14 protein-coding genes are annotated in these 19,528 nt (G+C 61.4%); 2 read left to right on the top strand and 12 right to left on the bottom strand.

The window, feature by feature from the left end:
* The first annotated feature begins 269 nt into the window (after positions 1 to 269).
* Positions 270 to 1,520: a replication-associated recombination protein A gene (locus tag VMH22_07890; protein HTW91615.1), complete on the top strand. Its 1,251-nt coding sequence runs from the start codon at positions 270 to 272 to the stop codon at positions 1,518 to 1,520.
* A gap of 122 nt (positions 1,521 to 1,642) precedes the next feature.
* Here the strand turns inward: VMH22_07890 and VMH22_07885 are convergent, their stop codons facing one another.
* From VMH22_07885 to VMH22_07860, 6 genes are all read right to left on the bottom strand, one after another.
* Positions 1,643 to 2,413, bottom strand: a complete 771-nt coding sequence (locus VMH22_07885) for an outer membrane lipoprotein-sorting protein (protein HTW91614.1) — start codon at positions 2,411 to 2,413, stop codon at positions 1,643 to 1,645.
* Positions 2,414 to 2,425: 12 nt separating this feature from the next.
* Positions 2,426 to 3,694, bottom strand: a complete 1,269-nt coding sequence (locus tag VMH22_07880) for an FtsX-like permease family protein (GenBank protein HTW91613.1) — start codon at positions 3,692 to 3,694, stop codon at positions 2,426 to 2,428.
* Between the two features lie 201 nt (positions 3,695 to 3,895).
* Positions 3,896 to 5,065, bottom strand: coding sequence for an FtsX-like permease family protein (locus tag VMH22_07875; protein HTW91612.1), 1,170 nt, complete (start codon positions 5,063 to 5,065; stop codon positions 3,896 to 3,898).
* Positions 5,062 to 5,841, bottom strand: a complete 780-nt coding sequence (locus VMH22_07870; GenBank protein HTW91611.1) for an ABC transporter ATP-binding protein — start codon at positions 5,839 to 5,841, stop codon at positions 5,062 to 5,064. The genes VMH22_07875 and VMH22_07870 overlap by 4 nt, the downstream gene beginning before the upstream one ends.
* A 54-nt stretch (positions 5,842 to 5,895) precedes the next feature.
* Positions 5,896 to 7,044: a hypothetical protein gene (locus VMH22_07865; GenBank protein ID HTW91610.1), complete on the bottom strand. Its 1,149-nt coding sequence runs from the start codon at positions 7,042 to 7,044 to the stop codon at positions 5,896 to 5,898.
* A gap of 51 nt (positions 7,045 to 7,095) precedes the next feature.
* Positions 7,096 to 8,082 (bottom strand): hypothetical protein, encoded by a 987-nt coding sequence (locus tag VMH22_07860; protein ID HTW91609.1) that lies wholly within the window; start codon positions 8,080 to 8,082, stop codon positions 7,096 to 7,098.
* 130 nt (positions 8,083 to 8,212) lie between these two features.
* Here VMH22_07860 and VMH22_07855 point away from each other — a divergent pair, with 130 nt between their 5' ends.
* Positions 8,213 to 9,124 (top strand): sulfurtransferase, encoded by a 912-nt coding sequence (locus VMH22_07855; GenBank protein HTW91608.1) that lies wholly within the window; start codon positions 8,213 to 8,215, stop codon positions 9,122 to 9,124.
* Between the two features lie 927 nt (positions 9,125 to 10,051).
* Here the strand turns inward: VMH22_07855 and VMH22_07850 are convergent.
* Genes VMH22_07850 through VMH22_07825 form a run of 6 tightly spaced genes read right to left on the bottom strand, consistent with a single transcriptional unit; the run spans position 10,052 to position 19,367 of the window.
* A complete protein-coding gene (locus tag VMH22_07850; protein HTW91607.1) occupies positions 10,052 to 12,649 on the bottom strand; it encodes a right-handed parallel beta-helix repeat-containing protein in 2,598 nt (865 codons plus the stop codon).
* 15 nt (positions 12,650 to 12,664) lie between these two features.
* The gene (locus VMH22_07845) at positions 12,665 to 14,140 is read right to left on the bottom strand and encodes a hypothetical protein (protein HTW91606.1); all 1,476 of its coding nucleotides are present in this window, start codon (positions 14,138 to 14,140) and stop codon (positions 12,665 to 12,667) included.
* An 18-nt stretch (positions 14,141 to 14,158) separates the two neighbouring features.
* Entirely contained in the window at positions 14,159 to 14,725 is a 567-nt protein-coding gene (locus tag VMH22_07840; GenBank protein ID HTW91605.1) for a DNRLRE domain-containing protein, read from the bottom strand.
* A gap of 16 nt (positions 14,726 to 14,741) precedes the next feature.
* The gene (locus tag VMH22_07835) at positions 14,742 to 17,279 is read right to left on the bottom strand and encodes a right-handed parallel beta-helix repeat-containing protein (protein ID HTW91604.1); all 2,538 of its coding nucleotides are present in this window, start codon (positions 17,277 to 17,279) and stop codon (positions 14,742 to 14,744) included.
* A gap of 15 nt (positions 17,280 to 17,294) precedes the next feature.
* Positions 17,295 to 18,779, bottom strand: coding sequence for a FlgD immunoglobulin-like domain containing protein (locus VMH22_07830; GenBank protein HTW91603.1), 1,485 nt, complete (start codon positions 18,777 to 18,779; stop codon positions 17,295 to 17,297).
* Positions 18,780 to 18,797: 18 nt separating this feature from the next.
* The gene (locus VMH22_07825; GenBank protein HTW91602.1) at positions 18,798 to 19,367 is read right to left on the bottom strand and encodes a DNRLRE domain-containing protein; all 570 of its coding nucleotides are present in this window, start codon (positions 19,365 to 19,367) and stop codon (positions 18,798 to 18,800) included.
* Positions 19,368 to 19,528: the final 161 nt, after the last annotated feature.

The raw sequence follows: 19,528 nt of genomic DNA, 5'->3' as shown, positions 1-19,528 counted from the left end.
TCCGCCGCAGCCGCGCTTCTGACATCTAGCTTCTGACCTCACCCACCCGCCTAATAGTCCTCTCCCGCCTCCTGCCTGCCTGAACCCGCACGGGCTTCTCTTTTCCCCAGACTGCCCTATAATAGCCCGTGCCGAGAAGAAGCTCCAAGCCGCCGAGCGACGCCAGGCAGGATTCCAAGGGCCAAGGAATCGAGGATTCCAGTCCGGGCACTCGACCCCTTGAATCCTCGAATCCTGGACCCCTTCCTACATCGCCTCTCGCCGACCGGATGCGTCCGTCGACGCTCGACGATATCATCGGGCAGGACCATCTGCTCGGCAAGGACAAGCCGCTGCGCCGGATGATTGAGAAGGGCGAACTCCACTCGATGATCCTCTGGGGCCCGCCCGGCTCCGGCAAAACGACGCTTGCACTTGCCATTGCCCATTACACCAAAGCCATCTTCATTCAACTCTCCGCCGTGACTTCTTCGGTCGCGGAAGTCCGGGAAATCACAAAGCGGGCCGAGTTTGAACGAGCCATGCACAGCCGCCGCACTATCCTCTTCGTAGACGAGATTCACCGGTTCAACAAGGCCCAGCAGGATGCTTTTCTGCCCCATGTCGAATCCGGCGGCATCATTCTCGTCGGCGCCACGACCGAAAACCCGTCGTTCGAGGTCATCGCGCCCCTGCTCTCGCGCTGCCGCGTGTACGTGCTCAACCAGCTCGGCCCGGAAGATGTCAAGGTCGTTATGCACCGCGCAATAGCTTCAGAGCAGGGCCTGGCATCGCTCAAGCCCGTCGTGGCTGAGGATGTCCTCGACTACCTCGCCATGATCTCGCAGGGCGACGCCCGGGCTGCACTCACGGCTCTGGAGTTGTGTGTGGCTTCAGCAGAGCCGGACAAGCAGGGGACGCAGAGCGTTGACCTTGCCCTTGCCCAGGACGTGGTCCAGCGCAAATTCCTGCTCTATGACAAGTCAGGCGAAGAGCACTTCAACCTGATTTCCGCCCTGCACAAATCCCTGCGGGATTCTGACCCGGACGGCGCGCTCTACTGGCTCGCGCGAATGCTAGAAGCCGGCGAAGACCCGTTGTACGTCGCCCGCCGCCTCGCCCGCTTCGCGTCAGAAGACGTAGGTCTTGCCCAACCCAACGCCCTGCTCATCGCCAACGCAGCCAAGGACGCGGTCCACTTCATCGGCATGCCCGAAGGCAACACGGCGCTGGCTCAGTGCGTCGTCTACCTTGCGCTTGCTCCCAAGTCCAACGCGCTGTACGTCGCCTACGGCGAAGCCAAAGACGACGCGCTCAAGAGCGCGACTGAGCCGGTCCCGCTCCACCTGCGCAACGCGCCCACCGGATTGATGAAAGGCCTGGGCTACGGCAAGGGATACAAGTATGCCCACGACTTCAAGGACGCCAAGGTCGAGCAGGAACACCTCCCGCCTTCGCTCAAAGGCCGCAAGTACTACCGTCCCACCGACCGCGGCTTCGAAGCAGAGCTGAAGAAGCGCGGCAAGCCAAAACCCGACTGACCTGCCAGCCGTCTGCCGACCACCGCGGCGAAAACTGGGGACAGCCCCTCGAAGCGTCGAGTCCGGGACTTGGGACACGATCCCAATTCCTTAGCGGAATTGGGTCATGTCCCGCGTCCCCGCTACTTCTTGAGCGAGGCCTTGGAAAAGATGTAGTCGGGAATCGGCACGTTAAACTGGATTGAATCGACCACGAACTCGGTCCCGGCGCCGGTCTTGAGCGCGTCCTTGAAGGTAATCCGGTCCGCAACCCAGCGGCCTTGACGCCGTGAGACGCTATCCACTTCAGTGGTCTTGAGCAACATACCGCTCTTGGCAAAGCGGTTCTCTCGCAGGGGCACGTATCGCTCTTTGTCTACCCACACCATGCGTGAGTGATAGCTGACATCCGGCGTCTTGGCGGTCAGCTCCACTACCCAACACGGCCTTCCGCGCACCGTGTCGCTGCCGGTCACGCTGGCGTCGTACTCGTCAATCAGCTTCCGGTCTTCCATCATGTCCTCGTACGACAGGTCCGAACCCATGACCGATTGCCTAAGCATCTGCCCTGATATCTTGATGATCCGGTCGGTTTCCGGCGTGTACGTCCAGAGGTCGTCCCCGAGCTTGAGCATTTTGGTGCCAGCGTCCCGGGGCGGGTAGAGGAACTCGGTGAACGAATTGTCCGAGCCCTTGACCCAGGACTTGGCCCGTACCGTCCGTGTATTGCGGGCGAGGTGGATGACCATCTGCGCTACAGCGACGCGCGTATCCGAGTAGTTGTTCGCATCTACCTTGTTCAGTATCGACTCGCCCGTCGGCGTCTCGGCGGCGACGGCGAAGGAGAACAAACCACAGATGAACACTGATGAACACAGATATGCCTTGAGCCGGATGGTCTCTTCCCTACTCATAACTCATGACTCCTAACTTCCTAACTCTTTGGCCAGCATCGCCGTCTGGCGTTTGTACACGCCCGTACCCGAGATCGCTGCGCCGAAGAAGGTGGCGAGCAGGCCGGGCAGGAAACCGATGAAGAAGCTCCTCGGCGTGACGCGGCCGCGGACGACGTTGTCAATCACCATCGTGGCGTGGGACATCATCCCTGATATGTTGATCCCCACGTCCTGCATGTAGAGGCTGATACCCAGCCCGACCGCGGTGCCGATTGCCGACCCGACCAGCCCGACGAGAAGCGCCTCGGCTAGGAGCGAACGATAGACCGCCCCTTTCGACTCGCCGATGGCGAGCCTGACGCCGATCTCGCCGTAGCGGCGCAGACTGCCCATCAGACCCGCGTTCCAGAGAACGACGGTCATCGCCGTAACGAATATCGCTATGATAAGCGCCGAGGCCGCATTCACCAGGTCGAACATCGACCCGAGCCCGCTGGCCGTGCGCATCGGTTCCATGACCGGGGCGTACTGGCCCGTATCCGCGCTGGCGGCGTTGTACCTCGCGGCCAGCCCCAGGGCCAGCTTGTCGTCATAGGCGTTGCCGGGAAGAAAACCCAGCACCTCGTCGGCGGCGTCGGGCATGTCGAGCGCCTGCTGAACGTCCTTCAAGTCCGCAATCATCGCACCCCGGTCCATTGCGCTGATGCCGAATCGGACGGTCCCGGACAAGGTGAAGTTCCAGGTTGCCATGCTGCCGTTCATCGTTGAAGAGATGAGCGTGACTTTGTCGCCCGGCCCGACCCCGAGCTGGTGCGCGAAATCGTCGGACAGAAGCACCTCGCCGGGCGCGGATGGCAGCCTTCCCGAGGCGAGCGACTGCTTGAGCCTGAGTATCCCCAGTTCCGGACTTCGTTGGGACAGGTCAACGCCGAGCCCGACAACGGGCGACTGCACGCGAGTCTCGTCGGCCGAATCGGGCACGTCGAGTAACCCGCCGAACGGCGTGCGCGCGGTCCAGGTCACTTTCGGGAAGTCGCGCCTCAGCCCCTGCATCGTGCTATCCAGCCCGAGCAGGGCGAGTTCGTTGGACGCATCGACCCCGGCCCTGGCGTAGGCCCGGGTGGCCACACGCAGATGGCCGCTGACAAAGCTCGCCGTCGTATTGAACATCGAATCGGTCACGCCGCGCAGGTAGCTGTCCATCACGACCACGAGCATAACGCCGATGGCGACGGTGAGGAGCGGGAAGAGGCTCCGCGACCGGTCGCGGAAAAGGCCCTTGGCGAGGAAGCCTAGCACGGGGTAATTCCTAATGACGAATTCCTAATTCCTAACGAAGCCCCAATGCCGCATTTGGTTATGAGTTCGTCATTAGAAATCAGCAATTAGGAATTCCTCCTAGCGTTCCTCTTGCTGCAGGGACGGCCAACCCCCTCCCTTTCATTCCCTCCCCCTTGAAGGGGGAGGGAGAGGATGAGAGTGACCGGTAACCGGCTTCTCTCATGCTCCGCGTCCGGCCAGCGCGTCTGTGGGCCTGAGCTTGGCTATCCGGCGGGTCGGCAGCCACGCGACGAACGTGGTGACCACGAACACGAGCAGCGTCGTGCCAAGTATCAGGCCGGCGGTGAACGCGGGGTACATCTTGTTGCCTAGAGCAAATCCCCATGACTCGCCGCCCGGAATGGCGAAGCCGTTGTGATGAAGGTAGTAGAAGAGCGGCGACCCGTACACGAGGCCCAGAATAGCGGCAAGGACGCTGTGGAGCGCGCCTTCGAGCGTGAACATGACGATGACCTGGGCTCGGGTCATGCCCAGGGCGATGAGCATCCCGATTTCCCGCCGCCGCCGGAAGATCGAGAGCACCTGCGTATCGAAGATGGCGAGCATCGCGAGCAGGAAGAGAATCGTGAACATTATCGTCTGCCCTATCGTCTTCGACTGTATTACCTGCCGCAGGTCGGACAAGAGGTACGCAGGCGTCCGGAGCTTCCAGCCCTGCACCGCTGGCGCTTTGCGCAGAGCCTTCGCCAGCGTGACAATGGTCGCCTGCCCCGGCATCCCGGCCAGGCGCTGCAGCGTATCCAGCGGCACCCAGATCTGGCTGTTGTCCACACTTGCGAGGCTGGTGTTCATTACCTCAACCACGCGGCCGTCGCGCGCATCGAAAGCACCATCGGCGTCGCGCCACTCGACCGTAAGCTGGTCGCCGACGGCGAGCCCGGTTGAGGCCGCGGTTCTGTTCCCGATGAGGACGGGCAAAGCCTCGGTCGTATCGCCCAGCGCGCCGGTGGGCAGAGCCAGCACTCTCTGGCCCGCGTCAATGCCCTTGACCAGGACCGGCCGGATGCGTCCCTGAGGGTAAATGGTCCCGGCGATGATGAGCTCGGGTGCTGCCTTGCCTGCCCGCGTGAGCGATTCAAGCACGGGCGGCAGCGAGGCATGCGCGTCGTCGAGGGTAAGCGGGTTGAAGGGGTCGTAATTCTCCTGCCAGTACTGACCGCCGCCATACTCAAAGGCGGTCGAGGCATCTTCCACCTGCCGGTTCATGCCCTGTAGCATCCCCTGACCGAAGATGATGGCCACGAAGGCGAAGGACAGGGCGATCGCGTTGAGCCAGGTGCGGATGCCGGCTCCGCGCAGGTTGCGGATTGCAAGACGAAACAGGGTCATGAGCTGCTTGTGGAACGTTCCGTCCCGGCTTGGGACACGATCCCAATTGAGGACAATTGGGTCATGTCCCTGCCGGTCTGACCTTCCTGGAGCACGTCGGACGCGACCCGGCCGTCGACGAGCGTTATCTTCCGCCGCAGGTAACGGATGACCTTCTCGTCGTGGGTTGCGAAGATGAAGGTCGTTCCGAGGTCCCGATTCAGCCCGACCATTGTCTGTAGTATCTTGTGCGAGTTGTCCGCGTCGAGGTTCGCGGTCGGCTCGTCGGCGAGCACCAGCTCGGGCCGTTTCACGACCGCGCGGGCAATCGCTACGCGCTGACTCTCCCCGCCCGAGAGTTGAGTCGGCTTCGAGTTCGCCCGGTCGGCAAGCCCTACCCATTCGAGCGCGTCGGTGACCTTCTTGCGCCGCTCAGCCGAGGACAGGCCGAGGAGCAGCAGCGGGAACTCGACATTCTCATACGCGGTGTATACGGGCAGCAGGTTGAAGGTCTGGAAGATGAAGCCGATTTGATGCGAGCGCAGGGAGGCCGCCTGAACCGGCGAAAGCTTCTCGACTTGCTCGCCCAGCACCGTGGCGCTGCCCGAGGTCGGCGTATCGAGCGTGCCGATGATGTTGAGCAACGTGGTCTTGCCCGAGCCCGAAGGCCCGACCAGCCCGGCAAACTCGCCCCGCCGGAACTCGAGGCTCACTTCTTTCAGCGCCACCAGTTCCGACCGGCCGACATGGAACTTCCTGACCAGCTTGTCGGTGCTGATCACGACGCCATTCTTCACGTCGCTACCGTTTGTCACGCGCACTCACTCTCTCTTTCTTCCTTGCTCTCTCGCCTAGTGATTGAACACAACCGTCACCTGCAAACCCTTGCCTGCCGCGCCGCCCGCGGCCTGACCGGGAATCACCGCGGGACGGTCGGGATACCAGAAGGCGGCAACGCTGAATACCCAGTTGTCCAGCGTCCGCTGCCAGGCCACATAACTGTATGGCCGATGGCCGACCCAGTCAAAGAACACAATGCCCCGCAGGTTGTCCAGCAGGTCGATCGGGTAGGAAATCATCAAAGCCGAGAACTGCGCATCCGTGCCGCGCCCGAATGGCTCATTCGCGCTACCCGCGAACAGATGTTCAGCCGCCGCGCCGATGCCGGAACCAAGGCCGACTGTGTAGTCCACGCCCACAACTGCCGCGCGGGACCAGATCGGTGAGTCTTCGCCTTCGACCAGCCGGCGGGTCTGTCTGGAGAGCATGCCCTCCAGGCAGAAGCCGACTCCAAGGTCCACCTTGGCATCGAACCCAAAACGGTCTTCCGCCTGCTCGTCAAGCATCTCGGGAATGACAACGCCGGTGTAGTCGAACGTACGGTGGTCGTAGGTTCCCGCGACCTCGCCGCGCGGAATAGGGATTTGCACCCGAGCGCCTGGTTCGGGCGCCCAGCGCTCCGTGCCGAATTGCTCCCAGCCCTTGGGCGAGCTGTTGCCGAGGAGTCCCCAGGCCCAGATGTTCGAGTTGTCCTGAAAGTAATAGCGCGCGAGCAGGCCGTAGACCCCGTCGGTCAGTCCCAGCGGGTCGCGCGGGTCTACCCGGTCGAACCATTGCAGCGGCCTGAGCAGTGTCGCCGAGCCGAAGTTTATCTTCTGCAGGCCGGCGCGGGCCTCAAGTCGCGACGTCGAGTATCTGAGCCAGAGCCGATATGGCTTCACCGTCGTTGTGAAGTTGAACCCGTCGAAGTCCCAATCCCGATTAACAGCGGACTCGTAGGCGTTGACGGAAGCCTCAGCGTCCAGACGAAACGGCAGTGACAGGGATAAGGTCGGAATGTATCGCAGTCCGGTCTGTTCAAAGTAGGATACGTCTCGACCGGCACCAAGCCACCCGGAAGCTTGACCGTGGAGTTTCAATTCGCTGCCCGACACCGGAACTGCAAGCAGCAGCGCCGATGCGAACAGCGCACCTCGCCGGGAATACCGGTAGGCCAGCATCAACCTGCTCAATCGCTGCCCTAAAGCGGTGTCCGAGTGCCTCTCGCTCTTCTAGCGCAGAGAGCTCTTGACTACGAGGCCGTGACCTGCCGACCAACCAGAGATCGAGTCCCCTACGTCTTTTGCTCGGGCTCGGACCGCGAAACTGCCGGCCGTGGTCCACGAGTGGGTCATCCTGACTGCGGCGCTCTCTGCAACCGGCGCGCTGCAGGCCGACGTATCGCCGTCGCCCCAGTCGAACTGGAACATGATGCTGTCCCCGTTCGGGTCGCCGCCAGCGGTCGTGAACTCGTAGGTCGAGTCAACGTACCCCGTGTCCGGGCCGACGAGCACGAAGGGAATGAACGGAGGCCGGCTGACTGTGTCCCATGAAACGACCATCATGTGGACGTTGGACCAGCCGGAAATCAGCCCCTTCTCATCCATCGCCCTCGCCAGGATGGAGTATTCGCCGGGGTCGAGCCATCGATGCGACATCGTTATGGTCGTGCTCTCCGCTACCAGATAACTCCAGTCAGTTGTGTCGCCATCTCCGCAGTCGAACTGCAGCCGGACGCGGTCGCCATTGTGGTCAACGGCCAGATCCGAGAAGTCGTAGAGCGTGCCGACAAATCCGGCATCAGGCCCTGCCGGAGAAGACGGAATAACGGGCGCGATGTTAACGGTATCGGCGATCGTGACCGCATGCCAGTTCGACCACAGCGACACCGCTCCCTTGTCATCCTTGGCTTGAACTGATATCCGGTAATAGCCCGCTGCCGGCCAGGTGTATTTCAGCGTTATCGTGTCGCCGGAGCGGAAAGTCGCGCTCCAGTCCGACGTGTCCCCGTTGTTCCAGTCAATTCGCACGCACACGGGGTCGAAGTCCGGATCGCTCGCCGTCGCCCTGAACGGACAGACGATTCCAACCTTGCTGGTCACGGTACCGCTGGGCGGGGGTGGAGTATCCGGGATGGTGTTCTTTGAACAGCCGGTCACGACCAGGCACAGCGCCGTGGCCAGGACCACAGCCAGACAGAGAGTATTATCACTCGTCATGCTCACATGTTAAGCCGCCGGCCCCGCTTGTCAAATCGGCTGCGGTGCCGCGTCCCACCGCCGGTTGACAGTCAACCGGCCTCGGTCTATCATTTCTCTTCCCAAGGATCGAACCTGAGAGGAGAATATCATGAATAGACCATTGTGCCTACGCCGGCACTCTTCGCTGTTGACGTTCGTCGCCATGACGTTGCTGGCGGCTGGAGTGGCCGCCGGTGCGCCATCCGACCTGATGAAGACGACCGACTGGCTGCAGACCAACATGGGCCGGCCGGATGTCCGAATCATCGACCTGCGCCAGGGAATCGAGTACTACTGGCAGGCTCACGTACCGGGCGCAGTCCACCTCTACCCCGACGCGCTGGAATGGCCCGAGAACGGCGTGCCGTCCAAGCCGCTGCCGCCGGAGATGTTCGCCCAGTTATTGGGCCGCATGGGTATCACCGACACCACTACGGTCGTGCCCTATTCGGAGGTAATCGACTCGCTGTCACCTTACCTGACCTGGATGCTCGACTACGTAGGACACAAGCGACAGGCGCTGATTGCGGGCGAACTCAACAAGTGGCGCGCAGAGGGACGGCCTCTGACTCAGGACTTCCCGAAAATCCAGACTACCGTCTACCAGTTGCCGGCGAAACTGAACGAGGGCATCCGGGTGAGTATGACCGACGTCAAGGCGGCGCTGGGCGACAAGAAAACCGTCATTCTCGATGTGCGCGGGCCGGCCATGTTCAGCGGCGACGCCGGCTACACCAAGCGGCGCGGACACATTCCCGGCGCCATAAACCGGCCATGGCTGAAGGACCTCACCGCGGACTACACCTGGCGCGACCCGGCCGAACTCAAGAAGGAATACGAGGCGCTCGGCGTTACGCCCGACAAGAGAATCATCATCTACTGCAGCAAGGGCTACCGTTCGACGACCACCTACGTTACGCTCAAGCACGTGCTTGGATACCCGAACGTGGCGGTCTACGACGGCAGCTTCAGCGAGTGGTCGGAGGCCACGGACACGCCGGTCGCGACCGGACCTAAGTAAAGCCCGCCCAGTAGAGTCCGACCGCTTGTCCGCGACGTGCCGGGCGAGTCGCCATCCGAGTCGCCCTGCAAACGACCTCGCAGACCGAGTCGCGAGTCACTTCGGCAATCACGCCGAGGGTGCCTCTCGGATTCGGCCCGCAAACCTCTAACCGAATCGGCAGGAGAGTAGTCCTGCCCATGCCCGTGCGATTCAACTCGGGAATCACCGTCCGTGTCGCACGGCGAGTCGAGGTCGGAATCGCCGGGAATACCGGCTCCAGAGTCCCTCCGCGAACCACCCCCCGAACCGTCCCGGGAACGGTTCCCAGGGCGACCCCGGAAGCGTGGTCTGCGGTGGGTGTCGCTGCCTAAAGCGTTCTATCTCAGCAAGTTAGGCGCACGGAGATACGCGGCGTCCCAATCAATGCCTGTCCCCATGCATAGATACGCTTGAAAGAGCCAGAATGTGCAGGTGACTTTGATAGAATTGCAGATTGACCGCCCGGGGGCCGGTCTGGGGGATGCTCTACCCATACCTTTGGCAGTGCCTCTCCCAAGGCCTCTGCCATAGTCTTGGGTAATGCCTTTGGCCCAGCCTCTGGAAATGCCTCTGGCAGAGTCATTGGTCAAGCCTCTCCCAATGGCTTTGGCAAGGTCTCCGGCAATGCCTCTCCCGAGGTCTGTGGTACGGCCTCCCGCAATGCCTTTGGCAGGGCCTCTGGTAATGCCTCTGGCAGAATCTCTCCCAATGTCTTCGGCAGAGCCTCGGGCAAAGCCTCTCCCAATGCCTCTGGCAGGGACTCTGGTAATGCCTCTACCGATGCCTTTGGTCCAGCCTCTGGCACTACCTCTGCCAAGCCCCGGTTGAGACTAGACCTACTGGTCTACAAATGCAGGCTGCCCGCACGGTCGCGGGCAGCTCTTGCACGACGGGTCCGAAATGTAGCTAGTCCGTAAGCACGACCTTCCGGCAGAAGTGTCGCTTCTCAGCGTCGAGCGTGCAGAAGTAGACCCCGGCCGCAACTCGTCTTCCACGGTCGTCGGTGCGATTCCATGTCAGGTTGTACCGCCCGGCCCCGCGTTCACCGTGCACCAACGTGCGTACCCGACGGCCAGTTGCATCCGTGATGCTGAGCGCTACCTGCCCGGCACGAGCGACCTGAAAGGGAATACGTGCCATGCTTCTCATCGGCATCGGCTGCAGCCGGTCCAGCCCGGTCACAAGGCGCAGCGACACCGCGCCCGCGCCCTGCTGTCCGCCGCCCGGCATCGGGTCGTTGTGCAGCCAGGGGTTGTAGATGACGGGACCTTCGAACTTCGTTGGCGCGTAATAGTCAACGCTGTCGGTGCCCCACCAGTTGTACAGGGCCATCACCGAGTCCGGGTGCAGCGGGTTCTCCAATTTGTCAACCCAGTAGTTGTTGTCCGTCAGGATACGGTTGTTGCCTGGGTCATCCAAAGTCCCAAGATCGGGTTCCGACGTTGGGTCGCAATACACCCCATAGTAATGCTGGCTCACTGTATTCGACCGGACCTTCGGATTCGACCCTTCAAGGCAAGCGATACCGAAGTCGGTGTTATTCTGCACGGTGTTAGACACAACGCCGGCCGAGGATGAATCGAGCACAATGCCAACGACATTGCATCCGGAAACCTGATTGTCGCTCACAAGAAGCGTGGACGAGCATGACACGAGCCAAATACCCGAGTAATTGCAACCGGAAACCTGATTCAAGCCCACCCCGGGCGCGGATGACGTGATCGCAATGCCCGCCTGGTCGCACGCTGAGACCTGATTGTCCTCGATACTGGTCCAGCTTGCATTGTCCGCGGCTTCAATCCCTTTTGCAGTCATGCCGCCTGCATCTATCACATTGCTCCCAATCTGGCTCGGTGCCAGAACACTGCTGGTCGCCGGTCCATCTATGGACACGCCTGCATAGCCGTTGTAGTTTAGGCTGCAGTTCGCCACGCCGCAGTGCAGCACCGAGTCACTGTGCGTCACATAGCGGACTCCGTAAACCTCGTTGTTTGAGACGTTGCTCCACGACACATCCAGCGACCCCTGCTCGCCGTAGGCACCCGCGAATTCACAGCTGTCTATCTTAGAGTCCGCCACATCCGCACGACCGCCCGGACGTTCAACGTGGATTCCACTGTAGGCACGCTTGATCTCGCACCAATCGAATTGCGCGTACGCGTGCGCCAGAACACGGATTCCGTACCACTCAGGCGCCGCATCAGGGCCCGTCTGCTCCACAAACTTGATGGTGTCATCGGACGCTCCGACCGCAGTCAGCACGGCGTCTGAACCCGTCACGATTAGCTCAGTAAGATATCCACTATCGAATGTCTTGTCGGGATGGTCGTAGAACTCGAGCGACTCGCCTTTCACTATCGTCAGCGAATCAAACACCCGCAGGTCGCCGGTCACCAGCACGCCGGTCGAGCAGGTGGATGTCGGCACGAGATTGACGTCGAACCACTTGCTGGACGCGGCCACCGGGTCGTAATTCAGCGGCATTGAACCATGCAGGATACGCCCGAGTATCGTGTGCGTATCCAGGTAGCCCCAGTAGTTGCCAACCGCGTTGCAGCGGGGGACCGGACTCCCGTTGTGGATGGCCACCAGATCGTGGTCGCCGTTTCCCGTCAGGACGTTGAGACCCGGGTCGTAGGTCTGACCCAAGTCCAGCAGCTGCTGAGTATCTGAGTACACATAGATGCCGTTGCTGTCGTTGCCTCTCACCACGTTCCGGCGAGCTGCATAGGGCCAGTTCCATGCCAGGATGCCGCCCCCTTCCGGATTCGACCCGGTTAGGTGGTTGCTGTCAACCACATTGCCAGTGATACTGGTGTCCAACGACGAAACCAACGCGCCCCAAGGGTCGTGGTAGAACAGCTCGATACCGCCGCCGCGATTAACTGTCGTGTCGTGCCTGACGGTGTCCCGATGGATATTGCAGTGCCCGGCCCACACGAGGATGCCGCCGCCTCCCCCGGGGGCGCTGTTGTTCTCGATCAGATTGTCTTCTATCCAGCAATCGCCGACCCACCAGCCCCCGTAGTACACGCCGCCCCCGCCCGAGTCGGAATAGCAGCCAAGGATATGGTTGTTCAGGATGGAGCCTGCGTTGCAGGTAACCCCGCCGCCAAACCCCGCAGAGGCACGCCCATTCCGGATCGTGAAACCCTTCACCACTGAGTTCTCAGAACCGGTCATCGTCACGACCGGGCCGCTATCCCTGCCGTCAATGACAACAGAATCCCATGTCGGCGTGCAGCCCTGCCACCCCGGCAGAAAGCACCGACTCGCAACGACGAGGTCCCTGCCTCCGAAGTTCACATTCTCGTCGTAGATGTACGGCGGTGCAGATTGGCCCGGCGGCGGGCCCCAAACCGAGATTACGTCGCCATCACTGGCGTGGTTTATTGCGAGCTGAATGGTGTGCCACTCCTCTGGCACCTGTATCACGTTGGCCGGTACGAGCTTGGGCTGTAGCGCCAACAGCAATAGCACCGACAACAACAGTCTTGACGTCATTTGAACCTCCTGGGGCTACTGCCCCAACAGAATAACCTTGCTAGTTTCAAACCTACCTCCTGTCTGAAGCCGGCAGAAGTACGCTCCGGGCGCAACCGGCGTGCGGCAATGGGCGGTGTGCGTCCCTCTAGGCATGTTTCCATCGGCCAGCACCGCAACGCACCGCCCCGCCCCATCGCACAGCACGAGCCTGACCCGCGCCGCTTCCGCGAGGCTGAACGATGCTGCGAAACAGGAACGGTCCTGCAGCGTTGCGCATCGGAGAATGGCCACGTGGGCCGGGGGCGCCTGCCGATCCTCCTCAAGGCTGGCATTCGTGAACCGGTTGAAGAACACGTCGTCGTCCGTGACCGGTCCGGTGTATGGTACTCCCGTCCAAAAGACCCAAGGACCGCCTGATGAATCCAAGCATACGGCAGGTCCGCAGTTGTAGTACGAAGTCGTATCATCCAGCCGCTGCTCGGACGACCACGCCACCCCATCCCAATGCGAGACGTGTACGCTGAATTGTTCAGTACCGCCTTGCAGGTCCCATGTCACCCATACATTGTCGGGTCGGTCGGCGGCAACATCGGAGTACCATACGTCGTTCACGCTGTCGTGCGTAAGCATCTGGCAGGGCAGCCAACCCGAGCCATCGTTCCTGGTGTAGACGATGTCGCGGTGTGAGGCTCCGACCTTTGCGCCGGTGAAGCACAGGTGCATCATGCCCGAACGGTCTATCACGATGCGCGGACTCGCCCAAGGCGAAGCCGTGACTTGCGTCGTGTCGTTCACCGGAGTCGGCGTAACCCAGGCTTGGCCATCGAAGTGACTATAGAAGACTGTGTACAAGGGATGGGTGCACCAGACCACGTGAGGCGTCCCCGACGAGTCTACCGCCACGTCGCACCACCAGTGCTCGTTGCCGTCCGGCGGACTCACGCGCATCTCTGGCCCCCAGCGACCTCTCAGGCTGTCCCAGCGGCTGGCATACACCGAGTATGGCAGGGAGGTGCTGGGCCCTCCGTACCAGACGCACCAGGTTTGCCCACCTCCGCAACTGACCTTTGGTTGGAAGTACACGTCCGTCGAGTCCGAGTCCGGCGGGCTGACAGGCTGCTCCACAGTCCATTGGGAACCGTCGTAATAGCACGCAGCTATGTTGCAGTTGTCGTTTTCGTGGGCGTTCTGCCAGACAAGCCACACCCTGTCCTGCCCGTCGACCGCGAGGTCAGGCCCGCAACTCGCCCACACTCCGGGCGCGTTCTGGCATACTCCGCGCTGAGCTGCCCAAGCGCTGCCGAGCCATCTGGTCCACCACAGCGTCGTGTCGCCCGGGGTAGCATCCCACACCACCCAAGGGCAGCCGGCACCATCGACAATGACGGTCGGGTCGCTGTCGGCAGTGTCGCCGTCGGGACGATTGACCCTCTCCTGTCCGACCCAGCCTGAGCCGAGCGCGCAGGCCGAAAGCGCCAGCAGCGCTACGCAGACAGGCAGTGAGCGCACGCTCGCTCCTCGCTCGGGCTATTCCTGGCCCGGCGTGTAGTAGAACTTCACGCGGGCCGAGTTCAGGGCTGCACGCAGGCGCTCGCGCTCGCCCAGGAAACCACCCCCCTCGTGTTCTGGCCGCTTCAGGAACAACCCGCAGTTCTCCCGACCGTGCTGCCAGCTTCGGACGGCTTTGGTGATGTCGAGCACAACTGCATGCTTGCGGCCCGGCACCGACGCGTACCATGCACAGCCCACCGAGTCAAAGTCGCCGCCTTGCCGCTTCCACGGCTCTGTCCACGTCACTCGGTCGCGCTGCCATCGCGTCTGCGCACAGTGGGTTACGACTGTGACGGCGTCCTTACTTGTGTCACTTAGAAATGCAGGGAATGTGAGTTCCGCGAAGTCGATGCTGGCGTTGAGCACCGGCTCGGGTACGTTCACGTGGAGCACGACACGCGCCACGTCATTCTTCCCGACGTTGCCCGCTATCACGGCGACGTCGCTGAGCCCGACGGAAAGAGTCTCGCCCAGTGCGCTGCGCACACCCGCAACCGCGATGATTGCGAGTAGTATCACCACTGTTCTTGTTCCTTCTCTCATCTTTACCTCCTTGCACTTATTTGGTCAACACCACTTTCCGGCAGAAGTGTCGCTTCTCAGCGTCGAGCGTGCAGAAGTAGACCCCGGCCGCAACTCGTCTTCCACGGTCGTCGGTGCGATTCCATGTCGGGTTGTACCGACCGGCCCCGCGTTCACCACGCACGAGCGTTCGAACCAACCGGCCGGAGACGTCCACGATGCTGAGCGCTACCTGCCCGGCACGAGCGACCTGGAACGGAATGCGAGCCGTGCTTCTCATTGGCATCGGCTGCAGTCGGTCCAGACCTGTCACCAAGCGTAGCGACACTGCGCCCGCGCTTTGCTGTCCGCCGTCCTGCGGGGGACCATGCAACCACGGGAAGGAGTCGACGTGACCTTGGAACTTCCCACCGTACGAGTTGACGTCATCGGTGCCCCACCAGTTGAGCTGGGCCATCACCGAGTCCGGGTACAGTGGGTTCGCCAGCTTGACGACCCAGTAATAGTTATCCATGAGGATACTGTTCATGCCAGGGTCTTCCACGGTCCCAAGGTCGGGAGCCGAAGTTTGGTCGCAATACACACCACAGATATGCTGGCTCACTAAGTTACCCCGGACCTTCGGACTCGATCCATCAATGCAGGCTATGCCCTCGTTGTTGTTCTGCACCGTGTTGTTCTGTACTCGCAGCGTAGGCGAGCATGAAGTGAGTTCAATCCCGGACATGTTGCACCCGGAAACCTGATTTCCATCCAGCCCTGGCGCGGATGACGTGATCGCGATGCCCGCCTGGTCGCACCCGGTGACCTGGTTGTTACCGATACTGGTCCAACTTGCATTGTCCGCGGCTTCAATCCCGTGCAGCGTGATACCACCGCCATCTATCAGATTGGCCGAAATCTGGTTCGGCGCGAGAACGTTGCTCGTTCCAGGTCCAACGATGGACACGCCAGCGATGCCGTTGTAGTTGAGGGTGCACTGAGCCACACCGCAGTGGTGCAACGTGTTGTCCGTTTGGTACCGGACTCCGTAAACCCCATTGTATGAGACGTTGCTCAGTTCCACATCCAATGCCCCTGACTGGCAACTGGCGCCCGCGTACAGACAACTGTCGAGCCTTGAGTCCGTCACTTCTGCCGACCCACCTGGCCCCACGTCGATTCCCCAGTAGGCCCGTCTGACTTCGCTCCCAGAAAACTGTGCGTCCGCCGGCGCAAGCACTCTGACTCCGTACCAGTAGTCCAGCCCGAGAGGATCCACACGCTGTGGCACGTACTCAATCATGTTCTCAGCCGTGCCGGCCGAAGTCAGCACCGTACCCGAACCTGACACAACCAGGTCGGTGAGAGACGAGAGAGGCGTGTCAGGGGTGTGGTAGAACACTAGCGTCTCACCCTCAACGATAGTAAGCGAACGCGTCACCTGCAGATCACCGGTCACCAGCACGCCGGTTGAGCAGGTAGAAAGTGGTTCGAGATCGACATCGAACCACTTACTGGACGCCGCCACCGGGTCGAAGAGCACGTCGTTGGGCGGATCGGACAATATCCGCCCGCGTATCGTATGTGTGTCCAGATATCCCCAGTAGTTGCCAACTGCGTGGATCTGGGTGATCGGTTCCGTGGCGAATTCGACTACGAGGTCGTGACTGTCGTTTCCCATCAGGATGTTGAAACCCGGGTCACCGGCATCGCCCAAGTCCGTAGGCGAACCACCGCCGCCAACGAGAGGAAAGTACACGTAGACGCCGTTGCTGTCGTTGTCCATCACCACGTTCCTGCGAGCCGCCATGGGATAGCCCCATGCAAGAATGCCGCCACCTAGCGCATCCGACGTGGTCAGGTGATTACCGACAACGACGTTGTCCGTGACGCTGTCGTCCGGCGGCGGCGTAAGCGACCCGCCGTCCTCGCTCTGGAAAACCAGGTTGATTCCGCCGCCGCGGTTTGAAGCCGTATTGTTTCTGACGGTATCCCGCCGGATGCTGCAACCCCTGGCATGCACCAGAATGCCACCGCCATACCCTGAAGTGCTGTTATCCTCGATCAGATTATCGTGTATCCAGCAAGCGCCGGCGTAATTCCCGAAGAACAACCCGCCCCCGCCCAACTCGGCGAAGTTGTCCAGAATGTGGTTATTCAGGATGGAGCCCTCGTTGCAGATGACCCCACCTCCGTAGCCGGAGGCGCTCCCATTCCGGATCGTGAACCCCTCCAGCACGTCATCCTCAGAACCTGCCATCGTCACGACTGAGCCGAGTTGTTGGCCGTTGATGACCACCGAGTCGTAGGTAGGAGTGCAGCCCGTCCATCCCGGTAGAAAGCACCGGCTTGCGACAACCAAGTTCTTGTTATTGAAGTTCACATTCTCATAGTAGTGGTACGGCGGATATAACGGCTGGCCCGGCGGCGGGCCCCAAACCGAAATCACGTCGCCGTCTTGTGCGGCAGCGATAGCAGCATTGATACCCGCAGGGTACTGCTCCGGCACCATCCTGATGGTTGCCCACAGAGCATTCAGCGCGCCGCCGACTACCACCGAAACCACGATCACAATCGCATACACACTGCGCATGAAATCCTCCTATTGCTAATGTCGAACCAAGACTAGCTTGACTGTTGTTGCTTCTTCTCCAAGTTGGAGACGGCAGACGTAAACCCCGGCAGAGACATTGCGTCCTCTAGAACCCTTGCCGTCCCAGACTGCGGCGTGCCTGCCGGCTCCTGTCTCGGGCTCATCAATACTCCTGACCAGCCTGCCCGTCAGACTGTACACGTCCAGTCTGACGTGAGCAGGCCTGAGCAGGTCGTACGTCACCGCGCAACCGTGTGGTAGCATGTATGTCTGGGTCAGCGCGGCGACAGGCGGCGTCAGAGCCGCCCCCTCTGCCACGCCCGCGGACGCGTATCTATCGTAGTAGATGCCGTAATGGCCTGAAGCACTGTCCACGCCTTGCCATACGACCCAAGGCAAGTTACCTGCGTCGAGGGCGAGCGCCGGCCCTTGGTTTCGCGAGCTCATGCCGCTACTTAGCCTCTGTTCGGATGACCAGGCGTGGCCATCAAGATGCGTGGCATACACGCGGAACTGGTCTGTGCCCTCACCCTGCCGGTCATATGCTATCCAGACGTTGTCGGGTCGGTCAGCGGCAATGTCGGAGTACCATACGTCGTGTACACTGTCGTGCGTAACCATCTGACAGGGCAGCCAACCTGAGCCCTTGTCCTGGGTGTAGAGGATGTCGCGATGCGAGGCTCCGACCTTTGCACCGGTGAAGCAGAGCTGCATTACGCCGGTGCGGTCTATCACGATGCGAGGACTGGCCCAAGGCGAGGCAGTGAATTGCGTCGTGTCGTTCACCGGAGTCGGCGCGACCCACCGCTGGCCGTCGAAGTAGCTGTAGAAAACTGTATACAAGGGATGCGTGCACCAGACAACGTGAGGAGTCCCCAAAGAATCAACTGCTACGTCGCACCACCAATGGTCGTTGCCGTCCGGCGGACTCACGCGCGTCTCTTGCCCCCAGCGACCTTTCAGACTGTCCCAGCGGCTGGCATACACCGAGTAAGGCAACGCATCGCTTGGTCCTCCGTACCAGACGCACCAGACCTGTCCGCCTCCGCAGCTAACCCTCGGTGCGAAGTACACATCGGTCAAGTCCGAATCCGGTGGACTGACCTGCTGTTCCGCGCTCCATTGAGAGTCATCCCAGTGACAGGCAGCGATGACACTGCTGTTGTTTTCATAGCCATTGTTCCAGACTAGCCAGGCCCTATCCTGCCCATCGAATGCTACGTCCGGCAGCAGTTGTCCCCATACGCCAGAGTCGTTCGCGCTTACTGCCCGTCCCCTTCCCCAACTGGTCCCGTTCCACGTGGAATAGAGGAGTGATGTGTCCGTCGCGTTTGTGTTCCACACCACCCAGGGTCGGCCCGTAGGGTCAACGCCCACTACTGGTTGCTGGTCCGCAGGGCCGTCGTTTGGTCCGTCGACCCTGCCCTGCCCGACCCAGCCTGAGCCGAGGGCGCAGGCCGAGAGCGCCAGCAGCACCACGAGGACAGCCAATGAGCGCATAGTCGCTCTGCGCTCTGGTTATTGTTGAACTGGCGTAAAGTAGAACTTCACGCGGGCTGAGTTGAGGGCGGTGCGTAGACGGTCCCGCTCGCCCAGGAATCCGCCGCCCTCCGCGTCCGGCCGCTTCAGGAACAGACCATAGTTGTTCCTTCCGTGCTGCCAGTCCCGCACTGCCTTGGTGATATCCAGCACCACGGGATGCGTGCGGCCGGGCAACGATGCGTAACGCGCACAAGCCACGGAGTCGAAGTCACCCCCCGGCCGACTCCACGGCGCCGACCAAGTTACTCCGCCGCCATCCCACGATGTCTGAGCGCAATGAGCCGCGACTGTGACGACCGCCGGGCTCGTGTCACCTAGAAACGCGGGAAATGTTAGCTCAGTGAAGTCGATTCTGGCGCTCTGCACCTGCTCGGGTACGTCCACGCGGAGCACAACTCGCGCCACGTTCTGTTCCCCGACAGTACCTGTTATCACGACGACATCGCCGGGCGTGACGGAAAGCGTCTCGCCCAGCGCGCAGCCCACGCCCGCGACCACAGTCATTGCGAGCAGCAGCACCGCAGCAGCTCTCGCTCCATTTCTCATCTCTGCCTCCTTTTCCATTTTGACCTTGTTGGTCTACAGTTGACTGCGCCGGTCATAACAAAAGAGCATCCTGACCAGCGGCCCGACTATGTCGGGCGCTCAATCACTGACCCCTATGCAGCCGGTCATTGGGTAGTCCAACTGCGTCCATATGATATGGG

It is taken from the genome of bacterium (genome assembly GCA_035505375.1).
Taxonomy (GTDB): Bacteria; Hydrothermota; Tepidihabitantia; order Tepidihabitantales; family Tepidihabitantaceae; genus UBA2258.
The sequence above is the reverse complement of the archived record's forward strand: the minus strand, read 5'-3'. Positions and strand labels throughout refer to the sequence as shown.